Origin of the sequence: Streptomyces sp. NPDC058221, assembly GCF_042882365.1 — a bacterium.
Lineage (GTDB): Bacteria > Actinomycetota > Actinomycetes > Streptomycetales > Streptomycetaceae > Streptomyces.
This window is the reverse complement of sequence record NZ_JBHVWF010000055.1, coordinates 1-25,332: the sequence shown is the minus strand read 5'-3', so window position 1 is coordinate 25,332 and position 25,332 is coordinate 1. Positions and strand designations below refer to the sequence as shown.

The following is a 25,332-nucleotide window of genomic DNA, read 5'->3' as shown; positions in this document are numbered from 1 at the left end:
GGTCCCTCCATGGGTGAGCCGTCGGGCGGACGCGGCGCCCAACTCAAACACACCGGCCTGCGCCCCGGCTGGACGACCGGTGCCTGTGCGACAGCGGCCACCACCGCCGCGTACACGGCCCTGCTGACCGGTGACTTTCCCGACCCGGTCACGATCACGCTGCCCGGCGGGCAGACCCCGGCCTTCGCGCTCGCGGTGGAGGAGCTGAGCGAGGACGCGGCGACCGTCGGGGTGGTCAAGGACGCGGGCGACGACCCCGACGTGACGCACGGCGCCCTCGTCCGGGCGACCGTGCGGACGCTGCCGCCCGGCTCGGGTGTGGTGTTCAGAGCCGGCCCCGGTGTGGGTACGGTCACGCTGCCCGGGCTGCCGCTCGACGTCGGTGAGCCCGCGGTCAATCCGGTGCCGCGCCGGATGATGGGCGAGCACATCGGGCAGGTCGCCGCGGCACACGGCGGCACGGGGGACGTGGAGATCACGCTCTCGGTGGACGACGGCGAGGAGATCGCCCGCTCCACCTGGAATCCGCGGCTCGGCATCCTGGGCGGTCTGTCGATCCTGGGGACGACGGGGGTGGTGGTGCCCTACTCCTGTTCGGCCTGGATCGACTCGATCCGCCGCGGTGTGGACGTGGCCCTGGCCGCCGGGCAGACCCATGTGGCGGGCTGCACCGGATCGACCTCGGAGAAGACCGTGGTGTCCGAGTACGGGCTGCCGGAGATCGCCCTGCTGGACATGGGTGACTTCGCGGGCGCTGTCCTGAAGTACGTGCGCCGCCATCCGGTGGAACGGCTCACGGTCTGCGGCGGCTTCGCCAAGCTGTCGAAGCTCGCCGCCGGCCATCTCGACCTGCACTCGGGCCGCTCCCAGGTCGATCCGGCCTTCCTCGCCGGGCTGGCCGGCCACGGCGGCGCCGACGAGGCCCTGGTGACCGAGGTGGCTGCCGCCAACACCGGTCTCGCCGCCCTCCGTTCCTGCCTGGCACGCGGCGTCCCGCTCGGCGATCTGGTGGCCGCGGCGGCACGGGACGAGGCGCTGTCGGTACTGCGGGGCGCGCCGGTCGCCGTCGATGTCATCTGCATCGACCGGGCGGGCGCCGTCGTCGGACGCAGCAGTGTGCGCGGCGGCGTGCGCTGAGGCTTCTCCCGGCGCCCCCAATCCGTATGAAGAGCATGCGCGCAGCTCTCGCACGCCCACCTGCGAAGTGACGATCGGATCGTCATAAACACCTTGTTTCGGGGGGAGTTCGAGGTTTATCTACGCGCGGAGCTACGAGCGTCGAACGATCATTCGGGCAATTCCGGCGGGTTCCCGCCTGCCTATTACCGACTGGTACCAGAAGCTGCTACAACAGGTGACGCTCCATCAACCCCCCACCCACCCCCCACACTTCGGAGGGCTGACAGCTATGTCAGTACGGAGAATCTGGGCGTCCGCATCCACTCTGGTCCTCGCCGCCGTGGCCGCTCTGGGCATCGCCCAGCCGGCCTCGGCAACCTCCCCGGCCGCCGCCGGCGGGTACGTCGCCCTCGGCGACTCGTACTCGTCCGGCGTCGGCGCGGGAGACTATCTCTCCGACAGCGGTGACTGCCGTCGCAGCACCCACGCCTACGCCTACCTCTGGGCGGCGGCGAACTCGCCGTCCTCGTTCGACTTCGTCGCCTGTTCGGGCGCCACCACCGGCTCGGTGGCGAGCGGCCAGCTCGGTGCGCTGACCTCGTCGACCTCGCTGGTCAGCGTGACCGCTGGCGGCAATGACGTCGGGTTCGCCGATGTCATGCAGGACTGTGTGCTGTCCGGCGAGGCCGCCTGCCTGGCCAGTGTCGACTCGGCCGTCTCGCAGATGAACAGCTCGCTGCCGTCCGGACTGAGCTCGCTCTACGGGTCCATCCACTCGAAGGCCCCGCAGGCGCATGTCGTGGTGCTCGGCTACCCGCGCTTCTACGAGATCGGCGGAAGCTGCATCGCCGGGCTCACTGAGGCGGAGCGCACGGCCATCAACAACGCGTCCGACGTGATGAACGGCGTCATCGCCAAGCAGGCGGCCGACGCGGGATTCACCTTCTCCGGCGTCGCGGACGAGTTCACCGGGCACGAGCTGTGCTCCGGCGACCCGTGGCTCCACAGCGTCTCGATCCCCGTCGAGAACTCCTACCACCCCAAGGCCGAGGGACAGTCGGGCGGCTATCTGCCGGCCTTCAGCTCGGCCGCGTAGCACCGCAGGAACCGCAGCCTCCCGCAGGAACCGCAGAACCGCAGAAGGCAGTACGGTGGCGCGGCAGCGGCCCCGGAGCCCCACATCCGAGGCCCTGCCGGGCCGCTGCCGTGCTCAGTACCGCTCGACGAGATGCTCCCGGCCCGCCGGGGGCTCGTACGGCTCGGGCCAGAAATCCGTTATCCCGCTGATCAGCCCCTGCGCGTCGAACGTGAAGAAGTGGACGGCGTACAGCTCCTGCTCCCCGACCGTGAACAGCGTGCGGGCCGCGGCCTGGCTCCCGTCACGGTCGGCGACGATCCGCTCGACACGCACCCGCCAGTCCCCCGGATACTCCCGGTTGAACGTCAGATACCGCTCCTTGCCGCGCATGCGCTCCCGGGTCTGCGGCAGGTCGTACAGCACCTCGTCGGCGAGCGTGGTCGCGAAGGTGTCCCAGTCACGGGCGTCGGCCGCGGCCCAGTAGCGCTCGACCGTGGCACGCGGATCAGCAGTCGTGGTCATGTTTCGAGTCTGGACCCCACCACTGACAGTCGCCCCGCGGACCGCCCTCAGCCGAGCCGCTCCGGCCGGCTCGCCCTGACCGAGTACATCAGCGGGATGCGCGGCCGGTCCGCCGGGAAGCGGTAGCAGCCGTCCGGCTGCCGCTCCAGCGCCGGGAAGCGGGCGAAGAGCGAGGCGTCGTGCTCGTGCAGGAACTCGATCCGCAGCCCGGCCGCGGCCAGGGCCGAGACCACACTGCCCACCGGATGCTGCCATTCGACGCTGCGGTTGTGGACGGTGGCCGCGTCGAAGTCCGCGTACGTGCCGGGCGTCTCGTCCACCCAGGCGTCCCGGCTGAAGTAGTCGTGCACGATCCGTTCACCGCTCTCGTCGTCGAGGCAGTCGGTGAACGGATGGAACTCCGCCAGGTAGAGGAAGCCCCCGGGCGCGACGAGCGAGGCCGCCGTCTCGGCCCAGCGGTCGATGTCGGGCAGCCAGTTCAGCGCACCGACACCGGTGTAGACGATGTCGTACGAGGAGTCCGGGACGGCCTCCGCCGCATCGTGGACGTCGGCGGCGACGAACGCCGCCCGGTCGGGGCCGAACCCCAGGTCCCGGGCGAGCGAGCGGGCGGTCTCGACGGCCGGCTCGGAGAAGTCGAGGCCGACGACCTGGGCGGCGCCGTGCCGGGCCCAGGACAGGGTGTCGAGCCCGATGTGGCACTGCAGGTGCAGCAGCGAGCGGCCGGTCACGTCCCCGACCTCCGCCAGCTCGAAGGCGCGCAGCGAGTCCTTGCCCGCGCGGAAGGAGTCCAGATCGTAGAAGTCACTGCCGGTATGGATGGGCACACGTTCATCCCACATCGCGCGGTTGGCCTCGCGCCAGTCGGCGGGTATCGGTGCATGCATGACCGCGAGGTTATCCACAGGCTGCGGACGGGGCGAACGGATTGTCGGCGGACCGGCGCAGAATGGGGGGCATGACTGAGACCACTGGTTCGACGACCGATTCCGTGCCGGAGTGGGAGCAGCGTTTCCGGGCTCCCCGGGTGTCCCTGCCCGACTGGGCGGAGGACGCGCCGGACCGCGCCCTGTTCGTCTCCAACGCGACGGGGACGTACGAGCTGTACTCCTGGGACCGGGCCACCGGTGAGCAGCGCCAGGTGACCGACCGGCCCAACGGGACGACGGACGGCGTGCTGACTCCGGACGGCGAGGCCATCTGGTGGTTCGACGACACCGACGGCGACGAATTCGGGGTGTGGATGCGCCGGCCCTTCCACCGCGGTGAGGGTGACGGCGAGGCCGCGAAGGACGAGCCGGCGGCCCCCGGCCTCGATGCCTCCTACCCGGCCGGGCTCGCGATCGGCCGGGACGGGACGGCGGTGGTGGGCCGTTCGACGGACGAGGACGGGACGACGGTCCACATCGTGCGGCCCGGGGCGGCGCCCGTGGAGATCTACCGCCACCGCGAGTCGGCCGGGGTCGGCGACCTCTCCCACGACGGGACGCTGATCGCGCTGGAGCACACCGAGCACGGTGACGCCATGCACTCCGCCCTGCGTGTGGTGCGGCCCGACGGCAGCACGGTCGCCGAGCTGGACGACACCGAGTCGGGCACGAAGGAGCTGGGCCTGGCGGTGCTCGGCTTCGCCCCGGTGGCGGGGGACACCCGGCTGCTGGTCGGGCATCAGCGGCGGGGCCGCTGGGAGCCGATGATCTGGGACCCGGTGGCGGGAACCGAGACGGATCTCGCCATCGAGCTGCCCGGCGATGTGGGCGCCGAGTGGTATCCGGACGGCTCCGCGCTGCTGATCGAGCACGGCTTCGAGGCCCGCAGCGAGCTGTGGCGGTACGGGCCGGCGGCGGGCGACGGCACCCTGGTGCGGGTGGAGACGCCCACCGGTTCGGTCTCGGGGGCCACCGCCCGCCCGGACGGCACGGTGGAGTACCTCTGGTCGTCGGCCGCCGAGCCGCCCGTCGTCCGCTCCACAACCGGTGCGGTGGTGCTCGACCCGCCGGGCGCGAAGGCTCCTGGGTCCGTGCCGGTCGAGGACGTCTGGGTGGACGGGCCCGGAGGCCGTGTCCACGCACTCGTCCAGCGGCCCGCGGCCCCGGCCGAGGGCCCGTTCCCGACCGTCTTCGAGATCCACGGCGGCCCGACCTGGCACGACAGCGACGCCTTCGCGAGCGGCCCCGCCGCCTGGGTGGACCACGGCTATGCGGTCGTCCGGGTCAACTACCGCGGCTCGACCGGCTACGGCCGCGCCTGGACGGACGCGCTCAAGCACCGGGTCGGCCTGATCGAGTTGGAGGACATCGCCGCGGTGCGGGAGTGGGCGGTGAAGTCCGGCCTCGCCGATCCGGCGAAGCTGGTCCTGGCGGGCGGCTCCTGGGGCGGCTATCTGACGCTGCTCGGCATCGGTACGCAGCCCGGGGACTGGGCCCTGGGCCTGGCCGCCGTCCCCGTCGCGGACTACGTCACGGCGTACCACGACGAGATGGAGGCCCTGAAGGCGATGGACCGCACCCTGCTGGGCGGGACGCCGGAGGAGGTGCCCGAGCGCTTCGAGGCCTCGTCGCCCCTGACGTACGTCGACGCCGTACGGGCCCCGGTCTACATCTCGGCGGGTGTCAACGACCCGCGCTGCCCGATCCGTCAGGTGGAGAACTACGTGGACCGGCTGAAGGACCGCGACGCGGTGCACGAGGTCTACCGGTACGACGCGGGTCACGGCTCGCTCGTCGTGGAGGAGCGGATCAAGCAGGTGCGCCTGGAGCTCGGCTTCGCCGCCCGCCACCTGGGGACGCCGGGCGGCGGCTCCGAGCAGGCAGTGGCGCACCCGGGCGGCGGCTCCGAGCAGGCGGTGGCGCACCCGGGCCGCGCGACCGCGTAGGGGCCCGATAAAGGACGGCTCCACGGGTGCCCCCGCTCCGGCCGCCCGGAGCGGGGACCGTACCGTGGAGGGGTGTACCGGTTCCTGCTGACCCCGCGATGGTGGGGGATCAACCTCTTCGCCGTGCTGGCCATCCCGTTCTGCATCTTCATGGGCACCTGGCAGCTCGGCCGCTTCGAGGACCGCGTGCAGACGCACGAGGCCGCCGACAAGCAGCCCGCCCCCGGCACGAGGGCCGCCGAGCCGCTCGACGAGCTGCTGCCCGTCGACACGGTGACCTCCGGCCGTCCCGCCACCGCGACCGGCCGGTACGCCGACCAGTTCCTGGTGCCCGGCCGGAAGCTGGACGAACGGGACGGCTTCTACGTGGTGGGGATGCTGCGCACCGACGGCGGCAAGGCACTGCCCGTGGTGCGGGGCTGGCTGCCCGGGAAGGCCGGACACACCTCGGTGCCGGCCGCACCGGCCGGAACCGTCACCGTGACCGGCGACCTCCAGGCCTCGGAGAACGCGGCCACCACCGGGGTCGACGCCACGGGCGGGCTCCCCGACGGCCAGGTCGGCATGATCAGCGCCGCGTCACTCGTCAACCTCGTGCCGTACGACGTGTACGACGCATGGGTGACGCTGCAGAAGTCCGACACCGGCACGAAGTCCGCCACCGGCACGGGCGGCACGTCCTCGGCGGAGTCCGCGGGCGGAAAGGCCGCCACCGCGCTGCGTCCCGTACCGGCCGCCGTGGCGCAGGGCACCGGGCTCGATCTGAAGGCCTTCCAGAATCTCGGCTACCTGTGCGAGTGGTTCGTCTTCGCGGCGTTCGTGCTCTTCATGTGGTTCAGGCTGGTCCGGCGCGAGGCCGAAGCCGTCCGGGACGTGCGCCTGGGCCTCGTCGCCGATGCGGAGGCCGCTGCCACGAAGCCCGGCCCGGAGGCCGACGCCGAGCCCGGCCCGAAGGCCCGTACGGAACCCGATGCCGGTGTGCCGGCCGGCTCGGACGACTCGTCGCGTCCCTATGACGAGGGCTCCAGCGCGCCCGTCCGGTAGATCGTGCCCGCACAGGCGTTGCTGATCTTCGCCTCGGCGACCGGCGCCCCCGGTTCCGGGGTGTGCATCACGGAGACACTGCCCTGCGCCGTGCCGCCCCCGTCCTCGCTGCCGAACTGCGTCTCCGCACCCGCTTCGGTGTCCCCGGTACCGCTGCCCGTACTGGATCCGGCCGAGCCGCCGGCATTGCCCCCCGCGCCCTCCGTCGGTGACGGGGAAGGCGAACCGCCGGTCGTCGGACAGGTGTCACGCGGCACCCAGGCGAACTGCACCTCGTACGCCATGTCGGGCTTCAGCAGTATCGTCGCCTCCTCCGAGGCGGGATCCGGCAGTCCGGACGCCGCGTCCCCCGGGGTGTGCCGGACGACCGCGATCTTGCCCGGGTCCGCCGCACCCATCGCCTGGAAGCCCACCGTGCCACCGCTGCTCACCGAGCAGTTCGCGCTGGACACATTGGCGATCCGGAACGTTCCGTACACCGTGCCGTCGGCACCGGCCGCGCCGGTCGTGGCGGAGGCGACGCCGAGCTGGGCGGGATCGCAGGCCGGCATGTCGGCCGCCGCACTGACGGCGGGGTCGGCGGAGCTGCCTGCCGCCTCGCCCTCCAGGCCCTGGCCGCTGCTGACGGACGGGCCGGCCGAGCTGTCGGGAAGGCCCTGACCGGCGCCGTCCTGTCCGTCGCCGCCACCACTGTCGTTCGCACCGCCGGAACCGGGGCCGGGCTCCTCACCGCTGCCGCCCTGTGCCTGCTCGCCATGACCGGCGACGGCGGGACTGGCGGTGTTCGAGCCCTCGGAGTTGGCGACGTGGACGAAGGCGGGGACCGCGGTACCGATGAGCAGCGCCGCGGCCGCTGCGCCGACGAGCGCCTGGCGCCGCCGGGCCCGGCGGGCGGGCACTGCCCGGTGCAGGAGGTCGAGGCTGCCGTCGCTGGGTTCGAGGCCCTGCACGGCGCCGCGCATCATCCGGCGCAGCACGTCCTCGTCGGCATCCGCACCTTCGTGGAGACCGAAACCGAGACCGGTGCCGGTGGTGCCGCTGCCGAAGAGATCGGCCGGCCGCGCGCCCGGTTCCGTGTCGTCGTGGTCCGTGCCCGGAGTGCTGTCCGGCCCGTGGTTCACAATTCCGTTTCCAGTCCGGTCAGTCCGGTCAGTCCGATGTCCGAGCGACGGCACGTGCCGGGGTCCGTCCCCGCCGTCGCGCCCGTGCCCGTGGTCGTCGCGCCGGCTCATGCCTGCGCCTCCATCACCACGCGCAGCGCCGCGATGCCGCGGGAACCGTACGCCTTCACCGAGCCCAGGGATATCCCCAGGGTCGTGGCGACCTGCGCCTCGGTCATGTCCGCGAAGTAGCGCAGCACCAGCACCTCCCGCTGGCGCCGTTGCAGCCCGCGCATCGCCTTGATCAGCGCGTCCCGCTCCAGCCGGTCGTACGCGCCCTCCTCCGCGCTCGCCATGTCCGGCATGGGCTTGGAGAGCAGCTTCAGCCCGAGGATGCGGCGTCGCAGCGCGGAGCGGGAGAGATTGACGACGGTCTGGCGCAGATACGCGAGTGTCTTCTCGGGCTCCCGTACCCGGTTGCGCGCCGAATGCACGCGGATGAACGCCTCCTGCACGACGTCCTCACAGGACGCCGTGTCGTCCAGCAGCAGGGCCGCGAGGCCGAGCAGCGAACGGTAGTGGGCGCGATAGGTCTCGGTGAGATGGTCAACGGTAGTTCCGGCTGCCACGCTCTCGTCAGCGCCCTCGCGCTGTGACGGCAGCCCCGCCGGGCGCGCAGCGGGCATGGGCGCGATCACCGGCATACCGCCGGGCGCGCGGGGCCGTCTGAGCGGTCGCACCGAAGCGCCGCGCAAGGGGCCCACCACTGTGATATCGAGTACCTCTGCCACGCCAGTTGGACACGTTTCCCCCCGTCAGGGTTGTACGCATACGGCACCGCGTTTGACACCATGCGAAATGCCTTCATACGTAACCGCTCTTCCCCAAATGCCCTGAATGTGCGCTCGGCCGCGCAAGGAATGACCGCTTAGACGCGTGCCGCCCGACCGGCGGTTGCAGCGGACCGAAAGGTCATCGTCGGACACCGCAACGCCCCAGCTCAAGAGGTTCAGACCAGCAACTTGCTCACAGCGCATTCACAGAACATACAAAACAGGTTCGATCGGGACCCGAAAAAATCAGGACGCGATGAATTCGGCGGCCACCGATTCGGCGATCTGGGCCACGTTCAGTGCGGCACCCTTGCGCAGGTTGTCGCCGCAGACGAAGAGTTCGAGGGCTCTCGGGTCGTCCATCGACCGGCGGACCCGGCCGACCCAGGTGGGATCGGTGCCCACCACATCGGACGGGGTCGGGAAGTCCCCCGCGCCCGGGCTGTCGTAGAGCACCACCCCGGGGGCGGTCGCCAGGATCTCGTGCGCCCGGTCGACCGCGACCTCGTTCTCGAAGCGGGCGTGCACGGACATCGAGTGGGCGGTGATCACGGGTACGTAGACGCAGGTCGCCGCCACCCGAAGGCTCGGCAGATCGAGGATCTTGCGGCACTCGTCGCGGATGGCCAGCTCCTCGGACGACCAGCCGTCCCCGGCGTCCGTCCCGGCCCACGGCACGACGTTGAGGGCGACGGGCGCGGCGAACGGGCCGCCGTCGGTGTCCCCCACGACCCGGCGCACATCGCCCGGCTTCGTGCCCAGCTCGGTACCGGCCACCATCGACAGCTGCTCGCGCAGCACGGCGACGCCGTCGCGCCCCGCCCCGCTGACGGCCTGGTACGAGGACACCACGAGCTCCTGCAGCCCGAATTCGGCGTGCAGTGCGCCGACCGCGACGATCAGCGCCAGGGTCGTGCAGTTGGGGCTCGCGACGATGCCACGCGGTCTGATCCTGGCCGCGTGGGGGTTGATCTCGGGGACGACGAGCGGGACGTCGCCGTCCGTCCGGAAGGCCGCGGAGTCGTCGATGACGACCGCGCCCTTGGATGCGGCGAGCGGCGCCCAGCGCGCGGACACCTCGTCGGGTGCCAGGAACAGCGCCACGTCCACGTCGTCGAAGACGTCCTCGGAGAGTTCGAGGACCTCGGTCTCCTCACCGCGCACGACCAGCTTGCCGCCGGCCGAACGCGGCGAGGCGATGAGCTTCACCTCGCCCCAGACATCCGCGTGTTCCGAAAGGATCTGGAGCATGACGCCGCCGATCGCCCCGGTCGCGCCGACGACCGCGAGCGAAGGGCGGCGTGCTGTCATCGGCCGGTGCCCCCGTACACGACTGCCTCGTCGGAGTCGCTGTCGAGACCGAAGGCGGAGTGCACGGCGCGCACGGCCTCGATCACGTCGTCGGCACGGGTGACCACCGAGATACGGATCTCGGAGGTCGAGATCAGCTCGATGTTGACGCCCGCGTCGGACAGCGCCTCGAAGAAGCCCGCCGTGACACCGGGGTTGGTCTTCATACCGGCGCCGACCAGGGAGATCTTGGCGATCTGGTCGTCGTAGCGCAGCGACTCGAAGCCGATGGCACCACGGTTGCGCTCCAGGGCGTCGATGGCCTTGCGGCCCTCGGACTTCGGGAGCGTGAACGAGATGTCGGTCAGACCGGTGGACGCGGCGGAGACGTTCTGCACCACCATGTCGATGTTGACCTCGGCGTTCGCGATCGTACGGAAGATCGCGGCGGCCTCGCCCGGCTTGTCGGGCACGCCGACGACGGTGACCTTGGCCTCGGAGACGTCATGGGCGACTCCGGAGATGATCGCGTGCTCCACCTGCTGGTTCCCTTGCGGCTCGTTGCTGACCCAGGTCCCGCGCAGTCCCGAGAAGGACGAGCGGACGTGGATCGGAATGTTGTAACGGCGTGCGTATTCCACGCACCGGTGCAGCAGCACCTTGGAACCGGACGCCGCCAGCTCCAGCATGTCCTCGAAGGAGATCCACTCGATCTTCCGGGCCTTCTTGACGACCCGCGGGTCGGCGGTGAAGACACCGTCCACATCGGTGTAGATCTCACAGACCTCGGCGTCCAGCGCGGCCGCGAGAGCGACAGCGGTGGTGTCGGACCCGCCGCGGCCGAGGGTGGTGATGTCCTTCTTGTCCTGGGACACACCCTGGAACCCCGCGACGATCGCGATGTTCCCCTCGTCCAGCGCCGTACGGATACGGCCCGGCGTCACATCGATGATGCGTGCTTTGTTGTGGACCGAGTCGGTGATGACACCGGCCTGGCTACCGGTGAACGACTGGGCCTCGTGGCCCAGGTTCTTGATCGCCATGGCCAGCAGGGCCATCGAGATCCGCTCCCCGGCGGTCAGCAGCATGTCGAACTCGCGCCCGGCCGGGATCGGGGACACCTGCCCCGCGAGATCGATCAACTCGTCCGTCGTGTCGCCCATCGCTGACACCACGACAACCACCTGGTTGCCGTTCTTCTTGGCATCGACGATTCGCTTGGCGACGCGCTTGATGCCTTCGGCATCGGCTACGGAGGAACCCCCGTACTTCTGCACGACAAGGCCCACGTGCGCTCCTCGCTCACTTCATTGCTGCGGTCGGCTCAGTTTAACGAGCAGTCCGGAAACGCCTCGCTGATATCGCATGCTGAGATGTCCCGCTCACCACGTGATCATCGGCGTGTCGCTCCGAACTGCTCGTACGAGGCTGCTGCCCGCCGATCGCCTCGGCACTCCCGTTTGTGTCCCAGCCCACACGCCCGGCACCGGGATGCCCTTCGCCGACACGGACCGGCCGCACGGTGCGACCGGCGCCGGCCGTCCGCTACTTGACCGGCCGCAGCCCCAGCGGTCCCGCGATCTCCTCGACCATCACACGGCCGGCCTCCTCGGCCAGGTCGTCGTCGCCGGCGTCCTGGTCGGTGTCCAGACCGTCGAGCGCCTGGAGGGGCTGGTTCAGCCGGATGTGGGCGATCAGGGACTGGAGGGCGCGCAGGGCGGCGGAGGCGGTGGAGCCCCAGTTGGAGAAGTAGGAGAACTGCCACCACCACAGCGCCTCGGTGGTGCGGTCCTCCTCGTAGTGGGCCAGGCCGTGGCGCAGGTCCGTGACCAGGTCGGCCAGGTCGTCGGAGATCCGGGCCGGGACCGGGGCCTTGCGGGGCTCGTACGGGTCGAAGACCTCGGAGTAGACGTCGATCGGCTCCAGCAGGGCCGCGAAGCGCTCGCGCAGACCGTCCGCGTCCGGTTCGGCGCCCAGGTCGGGTTCGTAGCGCTCGTCCGGGAGGATGTCCTCGTAGGCGCCCAGCCGGCCACCGGCCAGCAGGAGCTGGGAGACCTGGAGCAGCAGTACCGGAACCGCTTCTTCCGGCTCGTCGACCTTGGACACCTCGGTGACCGCGACGATGAACGTCTTGATCTGGTCGGCGATCTGAACCGCGAAGTCGTCGGGGTCCTGGGTCACAGTGTTCAGCGTGGCGTCAGACATCGAGAGGACCTCCCGTGGGCGCGGTCGGAGACGGTGAGTAGAACATAGCTGCGCTGAACATAAGGCCGTCGTGAGGGGCCGGGCCGGTGTCAGACATCGAGCAGGCGCCTCCCTTCGAAGGCGCGGCCGAGCGTGACCTCGTCCGCGTACTCCAGGTCGCCGCCCACCGGCAGACCGCTGGCCAGCCGGGTGACCCGCAGGCCCATCGGCTTGACCATCCGCGCCAGGTACGTCGCGGTGGCCTCGCCCTCCAGGTTGGGGTCGGTCGCCAGGATCAGCTCCGTGATCGAGCCGTCGGCCAGCCGGGCCAGCAGCTCGCGGATGCGCAGATCGTCCGGACCGACGCCCTCGATGGGGCTGATCGCCCCGCCCAGGACGTGGTAACGGCCCCGGAACTCGCGGGTCCGCTCGATCGCGACGACGTCCTTCGGCTCCTCGACGACACAGATGACCGTCAGATCACGGCGCGGGTCGCGGCAGATCCCGCACTGCTCCTCCTGGGCCACGTTGCCGCAGACCGCACAGAAGCGGACCTTGTCCTTGACCTCCAGGAGGGCATGGGCGAGGCGGCGCACATCCGTGGGCTCCGCCTGCAGGATGTGGAAGGCGATCCGCTGCGCGCTCTTGGGACCGACGCCGGGCAGCCTGCCCAACTCGTCGATGAGCTCCTGAACCACGCCTTCGTACAACGGAAAGCCTTTCCTGCGCCTGGTCGGCCGGGTCGTGGTACGTACCGTAGGGGGTGCGTACCTTCTTGGGTATGCCCTTGGTCAGAAGGGCACAGGAGGGGTGCGGCCGGCTTCAGAAGGGGAGCCCGGGCATGCCGCCCAGGCCCTGGGCGAGCGGGCCCAGCTTCGCCTGCTGGAGCGCCTGCGCGTTCTCGTTCGCCGCCTGGACCGCGGCGACGACGAGGTCCGCGAGCGTCTCGGTGTCCTCGGGGTCCACCGCCTTCGGATCGATCACGAGACCGCGCAGCTCGCCGGAACCGGTCACGGTCGCCTTGACCAGACCGCCTCCCGCCTGACCGTCGACCTCGGTCCTCGCCAGCTCCTCCTGGGCCTCGGCGAGGTCCTGCTGCATCTTCTGGGCCTGCTGCAGCAGCTGCTGCATATTGGGCTGACCACCACCGGGAATCACGGTCACTCCAGGCATTTCGACGACAAATGTTTCGGTAAGCCGAGCCTACGTGGTCCCCGGGCGGCTCGCCCCACCCACTGACGAGCAACTCTTTCGAGTGAGATCGAGTCAGCGATGGCGTGACTCCTATACCTGATCACAGGCCCTGCGCACCCGGGAATACCGCGATTTCGACCCCGCGGCCCACCATTCGGCGGTAGGAAGGGCATGCGTCCCGGCACGCGCACGTGCACCAACCGTCACGCAAGGTTACGCACGGGGCACTGCCGGTCGCAGTCAGCGCCAGTGAGCAGAGGGCAGAGATCCCGCCCATCGTCGAGGACGCGGTCGGCAACACGCGTCGCTATGCAGCATGCAGAGGAGTACCCCGGTGAGTCAGCCGGAGATGCAGCCCGAAGGGCCGCCCCGCAATGATTCCGGTGTGCCCGGTCCGGCCGGTTCCGCCGCTCCGTCGGGTACGGGCTCCGGCACGCAGGGCCGGGATCTGACCGGCACGCCGTTCCCGCTCGGCGACTGGGGCGAACCGGCCCAGCGGCTCGACGAGCTGTACCGCTGGGTCGAGGCCGATGCGCTGCGCGTCGCCGACTGGTATCTGGGCGACCGGGTGTGGAAGCGGCGCGGGGCCAGACTGCTGCGGATGGGGACGGCGGCCGGTGCGGTCGCGGGCGCCGCCCTGCCGCTGCTCGACCTGACGGGAGCGCTGCACGGCGCGGCGGGCTGGGGCTATCTGTCGCTGCTGCTGGGCGCCGCGTGCATGGCGTGCGACCGGTACTTCGGCCTGACCTCCGGCTGGATAAGGAATCTCGCCACGGCACAGGCCGTACAGCGACGGCTCCAGGTGCTCCAGTTCGACTGGGCCTCGGAGTGCGTACGGGAGGTGCTCGGCCCGACGGAAGGGACGGCGAGCGAGGCTGCCGAGCGGTGCCTCGGGGTGCTGCGACGCTTTTCGGAGGACGTCACGGAGCTCGTACGGTCCGAGACCGCGGACTGGATGGTGGAGTTCCGCGCCGGTCCCGCACCGATGGGGATGCAGGCGCTGGTCTCCGGCGGCACGGGCGGCGGGCGCGCGGAGCAGGGGGCGCAGCCGGGGCGGTTCCCACTGCAGTCGATGGGCCGGCCGAACATGCCGCGGCAGCGGCCGCCGGAGTCCCCGCGATGACCGGCGGCCGGCGGTGATCACCGCCGGCCGGTGCGGGGCTCCGGCGGGCGTCCCGCCCGTCAGCTGAAGATGATCATTGAGCCCTGGGCGAGGCTGCGGGTGACCGCCGCGTGCAGGCCGAGCCAGACGTGGCGCTCCCGGGCGAAGGGGTTGTCGTCGTAGGGGATCGGGACGGCCGGTTCCTCCAGCTCGGTGGGGGCGGCGGGCGGCAGCGGGGCGGCCGGCGGGTTGGCCGGGTCGATGCCGATGGACGGGGCGACGAACTCCAGCTCCCTCAGCAGCCCGTGCGAGGAGCCGAGGGGGCCGCCGCCCTCCAGCAGGTCGTCGCTGGTGAGCGGGGAGGGGAAGTCCAGGGGGACGTACGCCCCGGCGTGGTCGTAGTGCCACACCAGGTGCGACTGCAGGGCTGTCGCCTCGAACATCTCCAGCAACTGCTCGTAGTCGCCGCCCAGTTCGTCCACCGGGGTGACGGCGAGGCCGCTGAGCTGGAGCAGATAGGCGCGGCGCAGGAAGTGCAGGGCGTCGTAGTCGAAGCCCGCGACGGGGGCCACGTCGCCGGTGAGGCCCGGCATATAGGCGTAGACGGGTACGGGCGGCAGCCCTGCCTCACCCAGCGCCTTGTCGAAGACGGCTATCTCTTCGGCGAAGGGGTTGTCGGGGCTGTGGCACAGCACATCGACGAGGGGGACCAGCCACAGGTCACAGGCCACGAAGTCTCGCTCTCCAACGGATGCGTGCGATGGTCGGGACAGCGTAATGCGGTCGGCACATCGCGGACAGTGCTCCCCCATGACCGACTTCGGGGATCCGCGCCGGTCAGCCCTCCGGACGCGCGGGATCCGCGGTCTCCTCCGCCGTCGGTGTCCGCTGTCCGCTTCCGGCGGCGGCCGGCTCGCCTGCCGCCAGCCGGTCCGCCCAGCTGAGCGCGTGGCCGTTGTACGCGTCGATCACCGCGCGCAGCGCTTCGCGGTCCCGGTGGGTGATCGCGGTGACGAGTTCGGCGTGCCCGTTCCAGAGCCAGGCCCGTACGTCCGCGTCGCCGCGCAGATAGGGAACGGCGAACACCCAGGCCTGGACGCGCAGCCTGTGCAGGAAGTCGCTGATGTAGGTGTTGCCGACGAGGGCGCCCAGCTCCCGCCAGAAGCGCAGGTCGTAGCCGATGAGGATGTCCAGGTCACCGCCGCGGGCCGCGCGGGCGGCCTCCTCGGACCGGCGGCGCACGGAGACGAGCGCGTCCCGGTAGGCCGTCTGCCGCGCCGGGGACGGCGACTGCCCGCGGAACACGTCCCGGATGACCCCGTCCATGACCAGGGCGCGGGCCTCGACCATCGCCCGGTAGTCCGCGACGGTGAACTGGTGCACCCGGAATCCGCGGTGCTGATCGGATTCGAGCAGTCCCTGCGCGGAGAGGTCGAACAGCGCCTCGCGGACGGGCGTCGCGGAGACGCCGTACTGCTCGGCGATCTGCTTGACGGTGAACTCCCGCCCCGGCTGCAGGCGCCCGGCGAGCACTTCGTCACGCAGCGCGTCCGCGATCTGCTGCCGCAGCGTACTGCGGGTGACAGCTCCACTCGCGCGCATGCCGCCCCTCCCCCTGTTTCGGTTTCGGCCACCTTAGACCGAGCGGGCCGGCCGGCCCGCTGAGGGAGGGGCGCCGTGCGCGGACGGTGCTACACGGTGTGCTCGTCGGCCACCGACAGTGCGGCGTCGAGCGCGGCCAGACCTTCCTTGGCTTCGGCCTCGGTGACGTTGCAGGCGGGGACGGCGTGGGTGCGGTTCATGTTGATGAAGGGCCACAGCCCGCTCTTCTTCGCCGCCGCGCCGAAGGCCGCCATCGGGGCGTTGTCCCCGCCCGTCGCGTTGTACGGGACGAGCGGCTCGCGGGTCTCCTTGTTACGGACCAGCTCCAGCGCCCAGAAAGCGCCGAGGCCGCGGACCTCGCCGACCGACGGGTGGTTCCCGGCGAGCTCGCGCAGCCCCGGGCCGAGGACCGTCTCACCGATGTGGGCGGCGTTCTCGACGACCTTCTCGTCCTCCATCACCTGGATCGTGGCGACGGCGGCGGCGCAGGCCAGCGGGTGGCCGGAGTAGGTGAGCCCGCCCGGGTAGGGGCGGGTCTCGAAGGTGGCGGCGATCTCCGCGGAGATGGCGACGCCGCCGAGCGGTACGTAGCCGGAGTTGACGCCCTTGGCGAAGGTCATCAGGTCGGGGGTGACGTCGAAGTGGTCGGCGGCGAACCACTTGCCGGTGCGCCCGAAGCCGGCCATCACCTCGTCGAGGACGAAGACGATGCCATACCGGTCACAGATCTCGCGGACACCGGCGAGATAGCCGGGCGGCGGCGTCATGATGCCGGCCGTGCCCGGGATGGTCTCCAGGATGATCGCGGCGATGGTCGCGGGGCCCTCGTAGGCGAGGGTGTCCTCCAGGTGCTGGAGCGCGCGGGCGCACTCCTCCGCCTCGGTCTGCGCGTAGAACGGCGAGCGGTAGAGGAACGGCGCCCAGAACCGGACGACGCCCGCCGAGCCGTTGTCCGACGCCCAGCGGCGCGGGTCACCGGTCAGGTTGATCGCGGTGGAGGTGGCGCCGTGGTACGAGCGGTAGGCGGAGAGCACCTTCGTACGGCCGGTGTGCAGCCGGGCCATCCGGACGGCGTTCTCGACGGCCTCGGCGCCGCCGTTGGTGAAGAAGATCTTGTCCAGGTCGCCGGGGGTGCGCTCGGCGACGAGGCGTGCGGCCTCGGAGCGCGCCTCGATGGCGAAGGCGGGCGCGAAGGTCGTCATCTTCCCCGCCTGCTCCTGGATCGCGGCGACGACGGTGGGGTGCTGGTAGCCGATGTTGGTGAAGACGAGGCCGCTGGTGAAGTCCAGGTAGCGGTTGCCGTCGTAGTCCCAGAAGTACGCCCCCTCGGCGCCGGCGACGGCGAGCGGGTCGATCAGGCCCTGGGCGGACCAGGAGTGGAACACGTGCGCACGGTCGGCGGCCTTCACGGCTGCCCCGGCGGCGGAGTCGGCACGAGGGGGATGAGGGGTCATGAGGCGAGCGTAGGCCGCGCCGGACGCGCCCCGGTATGGCCACCTTGTATGCCGTGGCCCGCCCGATTCGGCAGGATGTCGGGTCCGCCCCGGGCCCACCCGGCAATCCCACCCGCCGGACCCCGAACCACGCGGACACCCCAGGCCCGCGCGGCCCCCAAGCCCGTCCGGCGCTTGAGGACGGAACCCCTGCCCCGGACACGGGACGCCCCGCATGGGGCCGCACCATCACGGACGCCCGGCAAACCCAGCCCGTCCGGCGATTGAGGACGGACCCCCGCCCCGGACACCCTCGCGGAGGCCCGCACAATCAAGCCCGTCCGGCGATTGAGGACAAGGCCCGGCCACGGACCGACCACCACCCCCCGCCGGGGCCGACCGCGCCGCTATTCTCGACCCGTCCGGCGTGTCGCCGTACGGGGGAGGACTGCAGACCATGGAAAAGCTCGGCTCCGTCGATCCGCAACGCATCGGCGCCTACCGCCTGCTGGGCAGACTCGGCGCAGGCGGCATGGGCCAGGTCTACCTCGCCCGCTCCGACCGCGGCCGCACCGTCGCGATCAAGCTCGTACGCGAGGAGCTCGCCGAGCAGCAGGAGTTCCGCGACCGGTTCCGGCAGGAGGTGCAGGCCGCCCGTCAGGTCGGCTCCACCTGGACCGCCCCCGTGCTGGACGCCGACACCGAGGCCACCGTGCCCTGGGTCGCCACCGGATACGTCGCCGGCCCCTCCCTCCAGACCACCGTCACGGGCCGCACCAGCACCTCGGCCGGCCCCGCCCCGGGTGCGTACGGCCCACTGCCCGAGCGCTCGGTCCACATCCTCGGCACCGGTCTCGCGCACGCCCTGCGCGCCATCCACGCCGCCGGCGTCATCCACCGCGACCTCAAGCCCTCCAACATCCTGCTGACCATCGACGGCCCCCGGGTCATCGACTTCGGCATCGCCCGCGCCTTCGAGACCGTCACCGACGGCGGTCTCACCCGCACCGGGGCCCTGGTCGGCTCCCCCGGTTTCATGTCGCCCGAGCAGGTACGGGGCGAGCGGGTGACCACGGCGTGCGACGTGTTCTGCCTGGGCACGGTGCTGGCCTACGCGTCGACCGGCCGGCTCCCGTTCGGCGCCGCGGCCAGCGGGGTGCACGCGCTGCTGTTCCGGATCGCGCAGGAGGACCCGGATCTGACCGGAGTACCGGTGGATCTCGTGGAGCTGATCCAGGAGTGCCTCCGCAAGGACCCGGCGTCCAGGCCGACGACCGACGAGATCCTGGACCGGCTGGCCGAGGACAACACCTCGGAACCCTGGCTGCCGGGCGCGCTCCTCGCCCAGCTCGGCCGCCACGCGGTGGGGCTGCTCGACTCGGAGGACCCGGAGGAGGTGCCCCCGCACGACACACCGCCCCCGGCCGACGCGACCCCGCAGCCGCGGAACACCCCAGCCGCGGAGCACACACCTGCCACGTCGGTCACACCCGCCACACCTCCGGCCCCGGCCACACCGGCAACCCCCGGACCGCCCGCCCCGCCGGAGCGCCCCGCACCGGACACCGCCCACACCCTCCCCACCATGGCCGCCGGCCGGCCACCCAGGCCCCCGGCCGCCACCTCGGCCGCCGGCCCGCCGGCACCCGGGACGCCCACCCCCGCGTACGGCTATCCGCAGCAGCCCGTCCAGCCCTACCCGGGCCAGGGGTACGGCCATCCGCAACAGCAGCCCCCCAACCAGGGCTACGCGTACGGCTATCCGCAGCAGCCCGGCTTCGGTACCACGCCACCGCCCGGCCCGCTGTACCCGACGGCCGCCCAGCAGCCCACCCCCGAACCCGCCCGCCGCAGGACCGGCTCGACCATCGCTCTCATAGCCATCGCGGTGCTCGTCGCGATAGGCGCCGGCGGCTCCGTCTACGCGCTCATGAACGACAGCGACGGCACCACCGCCGCCCCGACGCACTCCACCACCCCCTCGACGGACGGCACCACCGGCTCCGGCTCCCCGTCCCCCGACGGCGGCCAGGCCCCGTCCACCGACGACGGGCAGAACGGCGACGGGGAGGGCGGCGTCCCCAAGGCCTACCTGGGCACCTGGTCCGGCAGCATCGACAACGCCGTCGGCCACTCCACCCGCGAACTCGTCATCCGGCAGGGCCGGGCCGGCGACGCCGTCCTCACCCTCACCGCGCAGGGCCCGACCGACAACGGCGGCACCTACCGCTGCGTCTTCGAGGCGGATCTGACGAACGACGTCACCGGCGACGCCCCGCTCCGGATCGGCCCCTCCACGGTGAAGGTCGGCGAGCCCATGTCGTCCTGCACGCCGGGCAGCTCCACCACGCTCACCCTGCTCCCGGACGGCACCCTGAGCCGCGCGAACACGGACACCGGCGAGAGCCTCGCGTACACGAAGTCCGGCTGAGTCAGATCAGGCTGCGCAGCACGAGGCCGACGCCCACCGCCAGTACGGCCACCGCGGTGAGCACGCTCCCGTACGGGGTGTAGCGCCGCAGCCCGGGCAGCCGCCGTTCGGTCAGCGCGGCCACCCTGTTCCCGCCGCCGACGAGCAGCAGCCCGGCGGAGGTGAGGGTGAGTGCCATGCCCACGCCGTAGCCGATGACCAGCAGGATGCCGAAGAACGTACGGCTGAGCGCGATGGCACCCAGCAGGACGACGAGCGCGGACGGGCTCGGCACCAGCCCGCCGGCCAGCCCGACCCCGAGCAACGCGGGCAGCCCCTTGCGCCGGGACGCCACCTCCCCGGCCCCATGCCCGTGGACGTGCCCGCCCGCACCGTGGCCATGCGCATGCCCGTGCGCATGCCCACCCGCACCGTGCCCGTGCCCGTGCCCATGTCCGTGCTCGTGCGCATGTCCGTGCTCGTGCCCATGTCCGTGCTCGTGCGCCTCCGCGCCCCCCGCCCTCAGCGCCCGTACCGCCGTCCGCACAAGTCCCGCGCCCAGCACGGCGATCACCGCTCCGCTCACCGCGCCCAGCCAGCCCAGCAGCCGTTCCCCGAGGAACCCGCCGCCCGCGGTCAGCGCGAGCCCCACGGCCAGCACCCCCGCGGTGTGCGTCGCCGTCACCGTCGCACCGACCGCGAACGCCGCCCGCACGCCGCCCTCCCGGCGCGCCAGGCAGGCCGCGACCGCCAGTTTGGCGTGCCCCGGCAACGCCGCGTGACCGGCACCGAGCAGCATCGTGAGGAGCACCGCGAACAGCCCCACCGGCACCGTCAGGTCGCGGTCCGAGGTGAGCCCTGTGAGCCGGTCCTCCAGCGCCGGGAAGAGGATCGCGCCCCGGTCCACGGCCGGCGCGGCCCCGGGGCGGCCTGGCCCGGAGGCGCCGGCCGCACCCGGTTCCGTACGGAGTTCCGCGGCCACCACGGCCAACGGCTGCCCGCCGGACGGGTAGCGGCGCAGGACCTCGCTCGAACTCCGCGCCGGAACCGACGAACTGACCAGGCGCACGCCCTCGCCGCCGACCGCCGTCACCTCCTTCCAGCCGGTCCGCCCGGCGTCGGCCGCCGAGGTGAACGTCACGTCGGCGGGCCCGGAGAGATCGGCGTCGGCACGGAGCGCGCACGTCAGCCTGGCGATGGGCAGACCCGCCGCCCCCTTGCCGTACGTCAGCGCGCTGCTCCCGGCCCGCCAGGTCACCGCCTCGTCGCCCACCGACGCGCGGGTCCGTCCGGCGAGCGCCGCACACCGGTCACCCGCACGGGCGGCGGCCTCCACGGCGGAGACCGCCCCGTCCCCGTCCGAGTCGGTCGCGTCCTTGTCCTGGGCGGTGGGGATCTCCGCGCTGTCGACCACGGCCGTGTCGGTGATCCCGTCCCGCGCGAGCCGGAGCCCGTCGTAGTGGTTCAGGCTGAAGTTGCCCAGTGGGTGGGCGGGTTGGGCTGCCGGGACGGCGCCCGCCACGGGCGCCGCGGCCAGGCAGAGAAGCAGTGCGGCAGGCAGTACGCGAACGGTTCGCATCATCAACTCGGTGACTCGGTCCTCTTCGGGTTCGGCCGACGGCCGGCCGGGGCGTTCGTCCGGGGCGTTCGTCCGGGGCGTTCGTCCGGGCCGGCCTCCGCCGGCCTCAGGTCTGCTTCAACAGCCGTCGCGCCAGCGGTGCGTGGTACGGGGAGAAGTTCGGGTTCAGGGCGAGCGCCTCGCGCAGGTGCCGGTCGCCATCGGGCAGCCCGAGCGCATGCTCGATCGCACCCCGGTGGTAGCGGAAGAGCGCGTTGCCCCAGCCCGTCCTTGCGGCCTTGCGGGCGTATCCGACGGCTTCCGCGTCGCGCCCCGCCCGGTGCAGCGCCCAGCCCAGGGCATCCGCGACGATGACGCTCCGGGCGCGCTTCCACTCACCCCGCATGAGCTCCACCGCGATATCCGGGTCGCCGTGGTCGGCGACGTACAGGGCGAGATGCGGATCGGCCGCACCGCCCGATGCCCGCAGCAGCCGCACCTGCGCGTCCAGCGCTGCCTTCTCCGGCCGGACAGAGGCTCCGCCGCCGCCCAACTCGACGGCCTCCGCGAGGAACTGCGGCAGCGGCGCGCGCCCGGTCAGCTCCTGATACATGCCCAGGGCCTTCGTCCGTTCACCGCGCACCGCGCGCACCCGGGCCAGTCCGGACTCTCCGTACGCGTAACCGGGCACGGCATCGACCGCGAGCCGGAAGTGCCGTTCCGCCCGGTCCACCGCACCCTGCGACCAGGCGAGTTCACCCAACCTGGCCTGGGCAAAGGCTCGTTCGTCGGCCGTGGACGCGCTGTCGACGGCCCGTTGCAGGGCGATGGCGGCGTCCTTCGGTCTGCCGTTGGTCTCCAGGTCGTATGCCGCCCTGCTGTACGCGGCCCCGGCCGGGGCGATGTCCAGCAGGCGCTGCACCGCGGCCCTGGCGGCCGGGTAGTCGCCGAGCTGGATCTGCGCGTCGGCCAGTACGGCGTAGCCGTCCGCCCGGTCGGGCGCCATCCGGGTGGCACGGAGCCCGAAGTCGCGGCCGGCGGCGAACGCGTGGCGGGCGTTGGCCACCAGGCCCTGGCCCGTCACAGCGGCGTAGTTGTCCGTCTTCTGAAGGGCCAGGGAGTGGCGCAGGGCCTCGTCGGCGGCGTCGAGACGGCTCGCGTCAAGGGTGACCCGGGCCTCTTCGGCCTCGGCACGTGCCAGGCCCGACCAGGCCGTCGGATCGTCCGGGGCGCGTTCCGTGCGCCTGCGGGCGGTGGCGACCGCGAGGCCGGCGGCCGCGGGCGCGGCACCGGCCCGCGGCGCGGCGGCCGGGTGCGGGGCGTCGGCGGGACCCAGATACAGCAGTCCCGCCACACACCCGGCCACGGCCGCCGCTCCGCCGGCCACCAGGAGCAGGCGCCTCACGGGCCCGCGTGCGGCAGGTTGAGATACGGGAAGGTGCGCTGCGCGTCCGCGACCTCCAGGGCAGCCACCGGCTTCGGAAGCAGTCCTGGCGGCGAGGGCCGGGCGGGCTCACCCTCCAGCATCCGCAGCAGCGGGCCGTCGATGTTGTCGTTGAGCCGACGGCCGTTGGGGAAGCCCTGCAGATCCCCGTCGAGCACGCCCATGGCCCGCGGGGCGGCGGTGACCGGCGTCGTCAGGTTCAGCCGGAGCTCCTCGGCCATCACGATGCGGCTCGGGTCCGCGTCCGCGTTCAGGGTGTGGGTGTTCAGGTCGAAGCCGAACTCGGAGCCGTTGTCCTTGCCGATCCCCTTGAGGAAGAGGGCCTGGATGTCGGTACGCGGCGTGGCCGGTGCCTTGAAGCCCTGAGCGGTCTGGATGCGATGGGGCGGTACGGGGTCCAGCGTGTCGGCCAGGAACTCGTTCTCCAGGTGATCGTCCTTCGGGGCCCGCGCCTGGAACCGGTCCTCGGGCCCGCCCGGCTTGAAGAAGCCGACGGTCGAGCCGTACACCGTGAACGCGAGGTGCGGCGTCCCGGCCCGCGCGACCTGCCGGAACACCGGCGCCTGCTTCGCCAGGCTCCGCCCGAGATCGGCCCCCCGGCGCGACACACTGGCCCATACGCCGACCACCGGGTTGCGCGCCGGGTCGCCGTTCAGCGCCACTTCGCGCTTGGGCACCTGGATGATCAGGCTGTTCACGTTGAGCGCCGACAGCGGCTGGGCGTCCGGCAGCCAGCCGGGCACGGGGCCCCGTGTACCGACCGTGTACAGCCCGAACACCTGGCTGTCGGCCTTGAACGAGTCCGCCACCTGGCTCGCCAGGGTCTGGCCGCCGTCCGGCAGCCTGCGGATCGCCTGTCCGCGCAGCTTGCCGTAGTCCGGCATGAGCAACCGGCCGGTGTCGGTCGGCGCGGCGACGGCGTCGCTCAGCAGGGTCGTGACACCGCCGTCCGCGGTGATGCGCTCCAGGGTGTACTTCTGGCGCACGCCGAGCGAGGCGTCGTCGAGCGAATTGACCGGCGCGGGGCCGACCTTGGGGCCGAGCCCGAAGGGCCTGCGGTCGTCGTCGCGGAACGTCCAGCGGTACGTGGTGTCCGGTACGCCGTCCCCGTCGGCGTCGGTGTGGATCTCGTACCGCGCACCCGTCGCGAACGGGTAGTCCACCAGGGCGTTCGCCGCGGTGCCCGGCAGCTCGAACGGCCGCACGTTCGCGACCAGGGTGACCATGTCCGCGTTGTCGGGGCTGCTGAACGCGTAGACGTCGGTGAGGTCGGCGGCGGTGTCCGTCACGGAGGACGGCGCGTCGATGTGTCCGCCCGCCTCGCTGCTTCCGGTCAGTGGCCCCCAGAGGGACGCGGCGGTCAGCGCGGCGCCGGTCGCGGCCAGTGCGGCGGCGCGTACACGGGGGATTCGTCGCGGAAGGCGCGGTGGCCGGAGGCCAGTTGCGGGCATGCTGCGCTCCAGTGCTCGGCGTGCGGGATACGCCCAGAGTGGTGCGTTGTTGATCATGACGGGGCATTCACCGCGCCGTTCAGACCCGATCGCGTGGTCGTTTCCGTCGAATAGGTGAGGCGCAGTTTGATCATGCGCACATGTATGCATTGATGGACATACCCGACATATGAGCGAGCAGCAGGCTTATGGCAGCTGTTGCATCGTCAACTTCATTTTATTTGAAACCTGTTGGAACTTCCCGGACCGCCGCGTCCGGCACCCCCCACCGCTTCACCAGACCTGGAAGGTTTCATGAGTATGCGCGCAATCCGCCGTCTCGCCGTCCTCGCCGCAGTCGCCGCACTGACCGTGCCGTTCGGCATGGCATCGGCCGGGGCGACCGACGCCCAGGCCCCGGCCGCCCGCACCGCGGCCGCCGACCCGTTCCCGGGTGTGTACCTCTCCCCGTGGGGTGACGCCGATGTGGAGCTCAGCGATGAACTGCTGGGCTGGATGCGGGACCACGGCATCACGCTGGACGCCATCAGCCCCTTCGTGATGGCCCCGGACGGCCGCAGCTTCTCCATGCCGATCGGCTCGACGGCGGGGGACGGACTCGACTCCCAGGGGCGCATCTTCTACCCCGGCGGTCTCAACTTCCGCCACGCGGCCTCCGACAAGACCATCACACTGAAGCCGACCTACATCCGAGTGATGCCGACGCCCGGCTACTCCGCGGGTGTCACGGTGAACGGCGTGCCGCTCACCGACGAGCTGATGGTCGCGGACACGACCCCCGCCGAGGCACTGGTCGGCGCCCGCCCCAGCCCCACGGGCTGGCGGCTGGAGAAGGTGCCGTTCCGCGTCACGGCCGAGGCGTCGAAGCTGTTCGCCGACGTGACCGGCGACGAGGGTCCGCGCGTCGGCAGCCTGCTCGGCACGCTCACGCCCAACTTCGACTACATCCCGGGCCAGGCCTCACCCACCGGCTTCCCGAGCTTCTGACACTCCAGGGCCCGCCGGCCCCCGGACCGTGGGCGGCCGGGGGGCCCCCCGCGGGCCCGCCCGGGGCCCCCCGGGCCGGCCGGGGGGGGTTATAAAAAAAAACCCC

At 71.9% G+C, this 25,332-nt stretch carries 22 protein-coding genes; 7 read left to right on the top strand and 15 right to left on the bottom strand.

Features of this window, described 5'->3' with window-relative positions; all coding sequences use genetic code 11:
• Positions 1–9 precede the first annotated feature (9 nt).
• Positions 10–1,137: a cobalt-precorrin-5B (C(1))-methyltransferase gene (locus ACFVW8_RS19115; protein WP_389691415.1), complete on the top strand. Its 1,128-nt coding sequence runs from the start codon at positions 10–12 to the stop codon at positions 1,135–1,137.
• 271 nt (positions 1,138–1,408) lie between these two features.
• Positions 1,409–2,215, top strand: a complete 807-nt coding sequence (locus ACFVW8_RS19110; RefSeq protein ID WP_389691413.1) for an SGNH/GDSL hydrolase family protein — start codon at positions 1,409–1,411, stop codon at positions 2,213–2,215.
• A gap of 114 nt (positions 2,216–2,329) precedes the next feature.
• On the opposite strand, the gene ACFVW8_RS19105 is transcribed toward ACFVW8_RS19110, so the two are convergent.
• Both ACFVW8_RS19105 and ACFVW8_RS19100 read right to left on the bottom strand, forming a co-directional pair.
• Entirely contained in the window at positions 2,330–2,719 is a 390-nt protein-coding gene (locus ACFVW8_RS19105) for a nuclear transport factor 2 family protein (protein ID WP_389691411.1), read from the bottom strand.
• A 47-nt stretch (positions 2,720–2,766) separates the two neighbouring features.
• The gene (locus ACFVW8_RS19100; RefSeq protein WP_389691409.1) at positions 2,767–3,606 is read right to left on the bottom strand and encodes a class I SAM-dependent methyltransferase; all 840 of its coding nucleotides are present in this window, start codon (positions 3,604–3,606) and stop codon (positions 2,767–2,769) included.
• 71 nt (positions 3,607–3,677) lie between these two features.
• Between ACFVW8_RS19100 and ACFVW8_RS19095 the strand changes: the two genes are divergently transcribed.
• Entirely contained in the window at positions 3,678–5,594 is a 1,917-nt protein-coding gene (locus ACFVW8_RS19095; RefSeq protein ID WP_389691407.1) for a prolyl oligopeptidase family serine peptidase, read from the top strand.
• Positions 5,595–5,666: 72 nt separating this feature from the next.
• The gene (locus ACFVW8_RS19090) at positions 5,667–6,638 is read left to right on the top strand and encodes an SURF1 family protein (protein ID WP_389691405.1); all 972 of its coding nucleotides are present in this window, start codon (positions 5,667–5,669) and stop codon (positions 6,636–6,638) included.
• Here ACFVW8_RS19090 and ACFVW8_RS19085 read toward each other — a convergent pair.
• The 7 genes from ACFVW8_RS19085 to ACFVW8_RS19055 all read right to left on the bottom strand — a co-directional run bounded on the left by ACFVW8_RS19085 (position 6,605) and on the right by ACFVW8_RS19055 (position 13,203).
• Positions 6,605–7,759 (bottom strand): hypothetical protein, encoded by a 1,155-nt coding sequence (locus tag ACFVW8_RS19085; protein WP_389691403.1) that lies wholly within the window; start codon positions 7,757–7,759, stop codon positions 6,605–6,607. The genes ACFVW8_RS19090 and ACFVW8_RS19085 overlap by 34 nt on opposite strands.
• Positions 7,760–7,866: 107 nt before the next feature.
• Complete coding sequence (locus ACFVW8_RS19080; protein ID WP_389691457.1) at positions 7,867–8,442, bottom strand: SigE family RNA polymerase sigma factor; 576 nt, start codon at positions 8,440–8,442, stop codon at positions 7,867–7,869.
• Positions 8,443–8,817: 375 nt separating this feature from the next.
• Positions 8,818–9,882, bottom strand: coding sequence for an aspartate-semialdehyde dehydrogenase (locus ACFVW8_RS19075; protein WP_389691401.1), 1,065 nt, complete (start codon positions 9,880–9,882; stop codon positions 8,818–8,820).
• The gene (locus ACFVW8_RS19070) at positions 9,879–11,150 is read right to left on the bottom strand and encodes an aspartate kinase (RefSeq protein ID WP_389691399.1); all 1,272 of its coding nucleotides are present in this window, start codon (positions 11,148–11,150) and stop codon (positions 9,879–9,881) included. The genes ACFVW8_RS19075 and ACFVW8_RS19070 overlap by 4 nt, the downstream gene beginning before the upstream one ends.
• A 256-nt stretch (positions 11,151–11,406) precedes the next feature.
• Positions 11,407–12,066, bottom strand: a complete 660-nt coding sequence (locus ACFVW8_RS19065; protein WP_389691397.1) for a DUF5063 domain-containing protein — start codon at positions 12,064–12,066, stop codon at positions 11,407–11,409.
• Positions 12,067–12,155: 89 nt separating this feature from the next.
• Positions 12,156–12,755, bottom strand: a complete 600-nt coding sequence (gene recR / locus ACFVW8_RS19060; RefSeq protein WP_389691395.1) for a recombination mediator RecR — start codon at positions 12,753–12,755, stop codon at positions 12,156–12,158.
• A 112-nt stretch (positions 12,756–12,867) separates the two neighbouring features.
• The gene (locus tag ACFVW8_RS19055) at positions 12,868–13,203 is read right to left on the bottom strand and encodes a YbaB/EbfC family nucleoid-associated protein (RefSeq protein WP_389691455.1); all 336 of its coding nucleotides are present in this window, start codon (positions 13,201–13,203) and stop codon (positions 12,868–12,870) included.
• A gap of 385 nt (positions 13,204–13,588) precedes the next feature.
• On the opposite strand from ACFVW8_RS19055, the gene ACFVW8_RS19050 reads away from it, so the two are divergent.
• Positions 13,589–14,362 carry an SLATT domain-containing protein gene (locus ACFVW8_RS19050; RefSeq protein ID WP_389691453.1) on the top strand — a complete coding sequence of 258 codons (774 nt, stop codon included), beginning with the start codon at positions 13,589–13,591 and terminating at the stop codon, positions 14,360–14,362.
• A 59-nt stretch (positions 14,363–14,421) separates the two neighbouring features.
• Here ACFVW8_RS19050 and ACFVW8_RS19045 read toward each other — a convergent pair whose 3' ends face one another.
• From ACFVW8_RS19045 to ACFVW8_RS19035, 3 genes are all read right to left on the bottom strand, one after another.
• Positions 14,422–15,072 (bottom strand): hypothetical protein, encoded by a 651-nt coding sequence (locus tag ACFVW8_RS19045; protein WP_389691393.1) that lies wholly within the window; start codon positions 15,070–15,072, stop codon positions 14,422–14,424.
• A 106-nt stretch (positions 15,073–15,178) separates the two neighbouring features.
• Positions 15,179–15,943 carry a GntR family transcriptional regulator gene (locus ACFVW8_RS19040; protein WP_389691392.1) on the bottom strand — a complete coding sequence of 255 codons (765 nt, stop codon included), beginning with the start codon at positions 15,941–15,943 and terminating at the stop codon, positions 15,179–15,181.
• An 89-nt stretch (positions 15,944–16,032) separates the two neighbouring features.
• On the bottom strand, positions 16,033–17,397 hold the full coding sequence (locus tag ACFVW8_RS19035; protein ID WP_389691390.1) for an aspartate aminotransferase family protein: 1,365 nt from the start codon (positions 17,395–17,397) through the stop codon (positions 16,033–16,035).
• 436 nt (positions 17,398–17,833) lie between these two features.
• On the opposite strand from ACFVW8_RS19035, the gene ACFVW8_RS19030 reads away from it, so the two are divergent.
• Positions 17,834–19,807: a protein kinase gene (locus tag ACFVW8_RS19030; RefSeq protein WP_389691388.1), complete on the top strand. Its 1,974-nt coding sequence runs from the start codon at positions 17,834–17,836 to the stop codon at positions 19,805–19,807.
• Between the two features lies 1 nt (position 19,808).
• On the opposite strand, the gene ACFVW8_RS19025 is transcribed toward ACFVW8_RS19030, so the two are convergent.
• The 3 genes from ACFVW8_RS19025 to ACFVW8_RS19015 form a co-directional block, all read right to left on the bottom strand.
• Complete coding sequence (locus ACFVW8_RS19025) at positions 19,809–21,365, bottom strand: nickel transporter (RefSeq protein ID WP_389691386.1); 1,557 nt, start codon at positions 21,363–21,365, stop codon at positions 19,809–19,811.
• Between the two features lie 106 nt (positions 21,366–21,471).
• Entirely contained in the window at positions 21,472–22,749 is a 1,278-nt protein-coding gene (locus ACFVW8_RS19020; RefSeq protein ID WP_389691385.1) for a tetratricopeptide repeat protein, read from the bottom strand.
• Positions 22,746–24,239 carry a DUF4331 domain-containing protein gene (locus ACFVW8_RS19015; RefSeq protein WP_389691383.1) on the bottom strand — a complete coding sequence of 498 codons (1,494 nt, stop codon included), beginning with the start codon at positions 24,237–24,239 and terminating at the stop codon, positions 22,746–22,748. Before ACFVW8_RS19015 ends, ACFVW8_RS19020 begins: the two co-directional genes overlap by 4 nt.
• 294 nt (positions 24,240–24,533) lie before the next feature.
• Here ACFVW8_RS19015 and ACFVW8_RS19010 point away from each other — a divergent pair, with 294 nt between their 5' ends.
• Positions 24,534–25,226, top strand: coding sequence for a hypothetical protein (locus ACFVW8_RS19010; RefSeq protein WP_389691381.1), 693 nt, complete (start codon positions 24,534–24,536; stop codon positions 25,224–25,226).
• Positions 25,227–25,332 lie beyond the last annotated feature (106 nt).

Excerpts from the sequence above, each read along its gene's own strand:
- ACFVW8_RS19080 (WP_389691457.1), bottom strand. The coding sequence starts at position 8,442 with ATGCCGGTGATCGCGCCCATGCCCGCTGCGCGCCCGGCGGGGCTGCCG.
- ACFVW8_RS19010 (WP_389691381.1), top strand. The coding sequence starts at position 24,534 with ATGAGTATGCGCGCAATCCGCCGTCTCGCCGTCCTCGCCGCAGTCGCC.
- ACFVW8_RS19065 (WP_389691397.1), bottom strand. The coding sequence starts at position 12,066 with ATGTCTGACGCCACGCTGAACACTGTGACCCAGGACCCCGACGACTTC.
- ACFVW8_RS19075 (WP_389691401.1), bottom strand. The coding sequence starts at position 9,882 with ATGACAGCACGCCGCCCTTCGCTCGCGGTCGTCGGCGCGACCGGGGCG.
- ACFVW8_RS19095 (WP_389691407.1), top strand. The coding sequence starts at position 3,678 with ATGACTGAGACCACTGGTTCGACGACCGATTCCGTGCCGGAGTGGGAG.
- ACFVW8_RS19115 (WP_389691415.1), top strand. The coding sequence starts at position 10 with ATGGGTGAGCCGTCGGGCGGACGCGGCGCCCAACTCAAACACACCGGC.
- ACFVW8_RS19035 (WP_389691390.1), bottom strand. The coding sequence starts at position 17,397 with ATGACCCCTCATCCCCCTCGTGCCGACTCCGCCGCCGGGGCAGCCGTG.
- ACFVW8_RS19105 (WP_389691411.1), bottom strand. The coding sequence starts at position 2,719 with ATGACCACGACTGCTGATCCGCGTGCCACGGTCGAGCGCTACTGGGCC.
- ACFVW8_RS19100 (WP_389691409.1), bottom strand. The coding sequence starts at position 3,606 with ATGCATGCACCGATACCCGCCGACTGGCGCGAGGCCAACCGCGCGATG.
- ACFVW8_RS19110 (WP_389691413.1), top strand. The coding sequence starts at position 1,409 with ATGTCAGTACGGAGAATCTGGGCGTCCGCATCCACTCTGGTCCTCGCC.
- ACFVW8_RS19015 (WP_389691383.1), bottom strand. The coding sequence starts at position 24,239 with ATGCCCGCAACTGGCCTCCGGCCACCGCGCCTTCCGCGACGAATCCCC.
- ACFVW8_RS19050 (WP_389691453.1), top strand. The coding sequence starts at position 13,589 with ATGCAGCCCGAAGGGCCGCCCCGCAATGATTCCGGTGTGCCCGGTCCG.
- ACFVW8_RS19025 (WP_389691386.1), bottom strand. The coding sequence starts at position 21,365 with ATGCGAACCGTTCGCGTACTGCCTGCCGCACTGCTTCTCTGCCTGGCC.
- ACFVW8_RS19030 (WP_389691388.1), top strand. The coding sequence starts at position 17,834 with ATGGAAAAGCTCGGCTCCGTCGATCCGCAACGCATCGGCGCCTACCGC.
- ACFVW8_RS19040 (WP_389691392.1), bottom strand. The coding sequence starts at position 15,943 with ATGCGCGCGAGTGGAGCTGTCACCCGCAGTACGCTGCGGCAGCAGATC.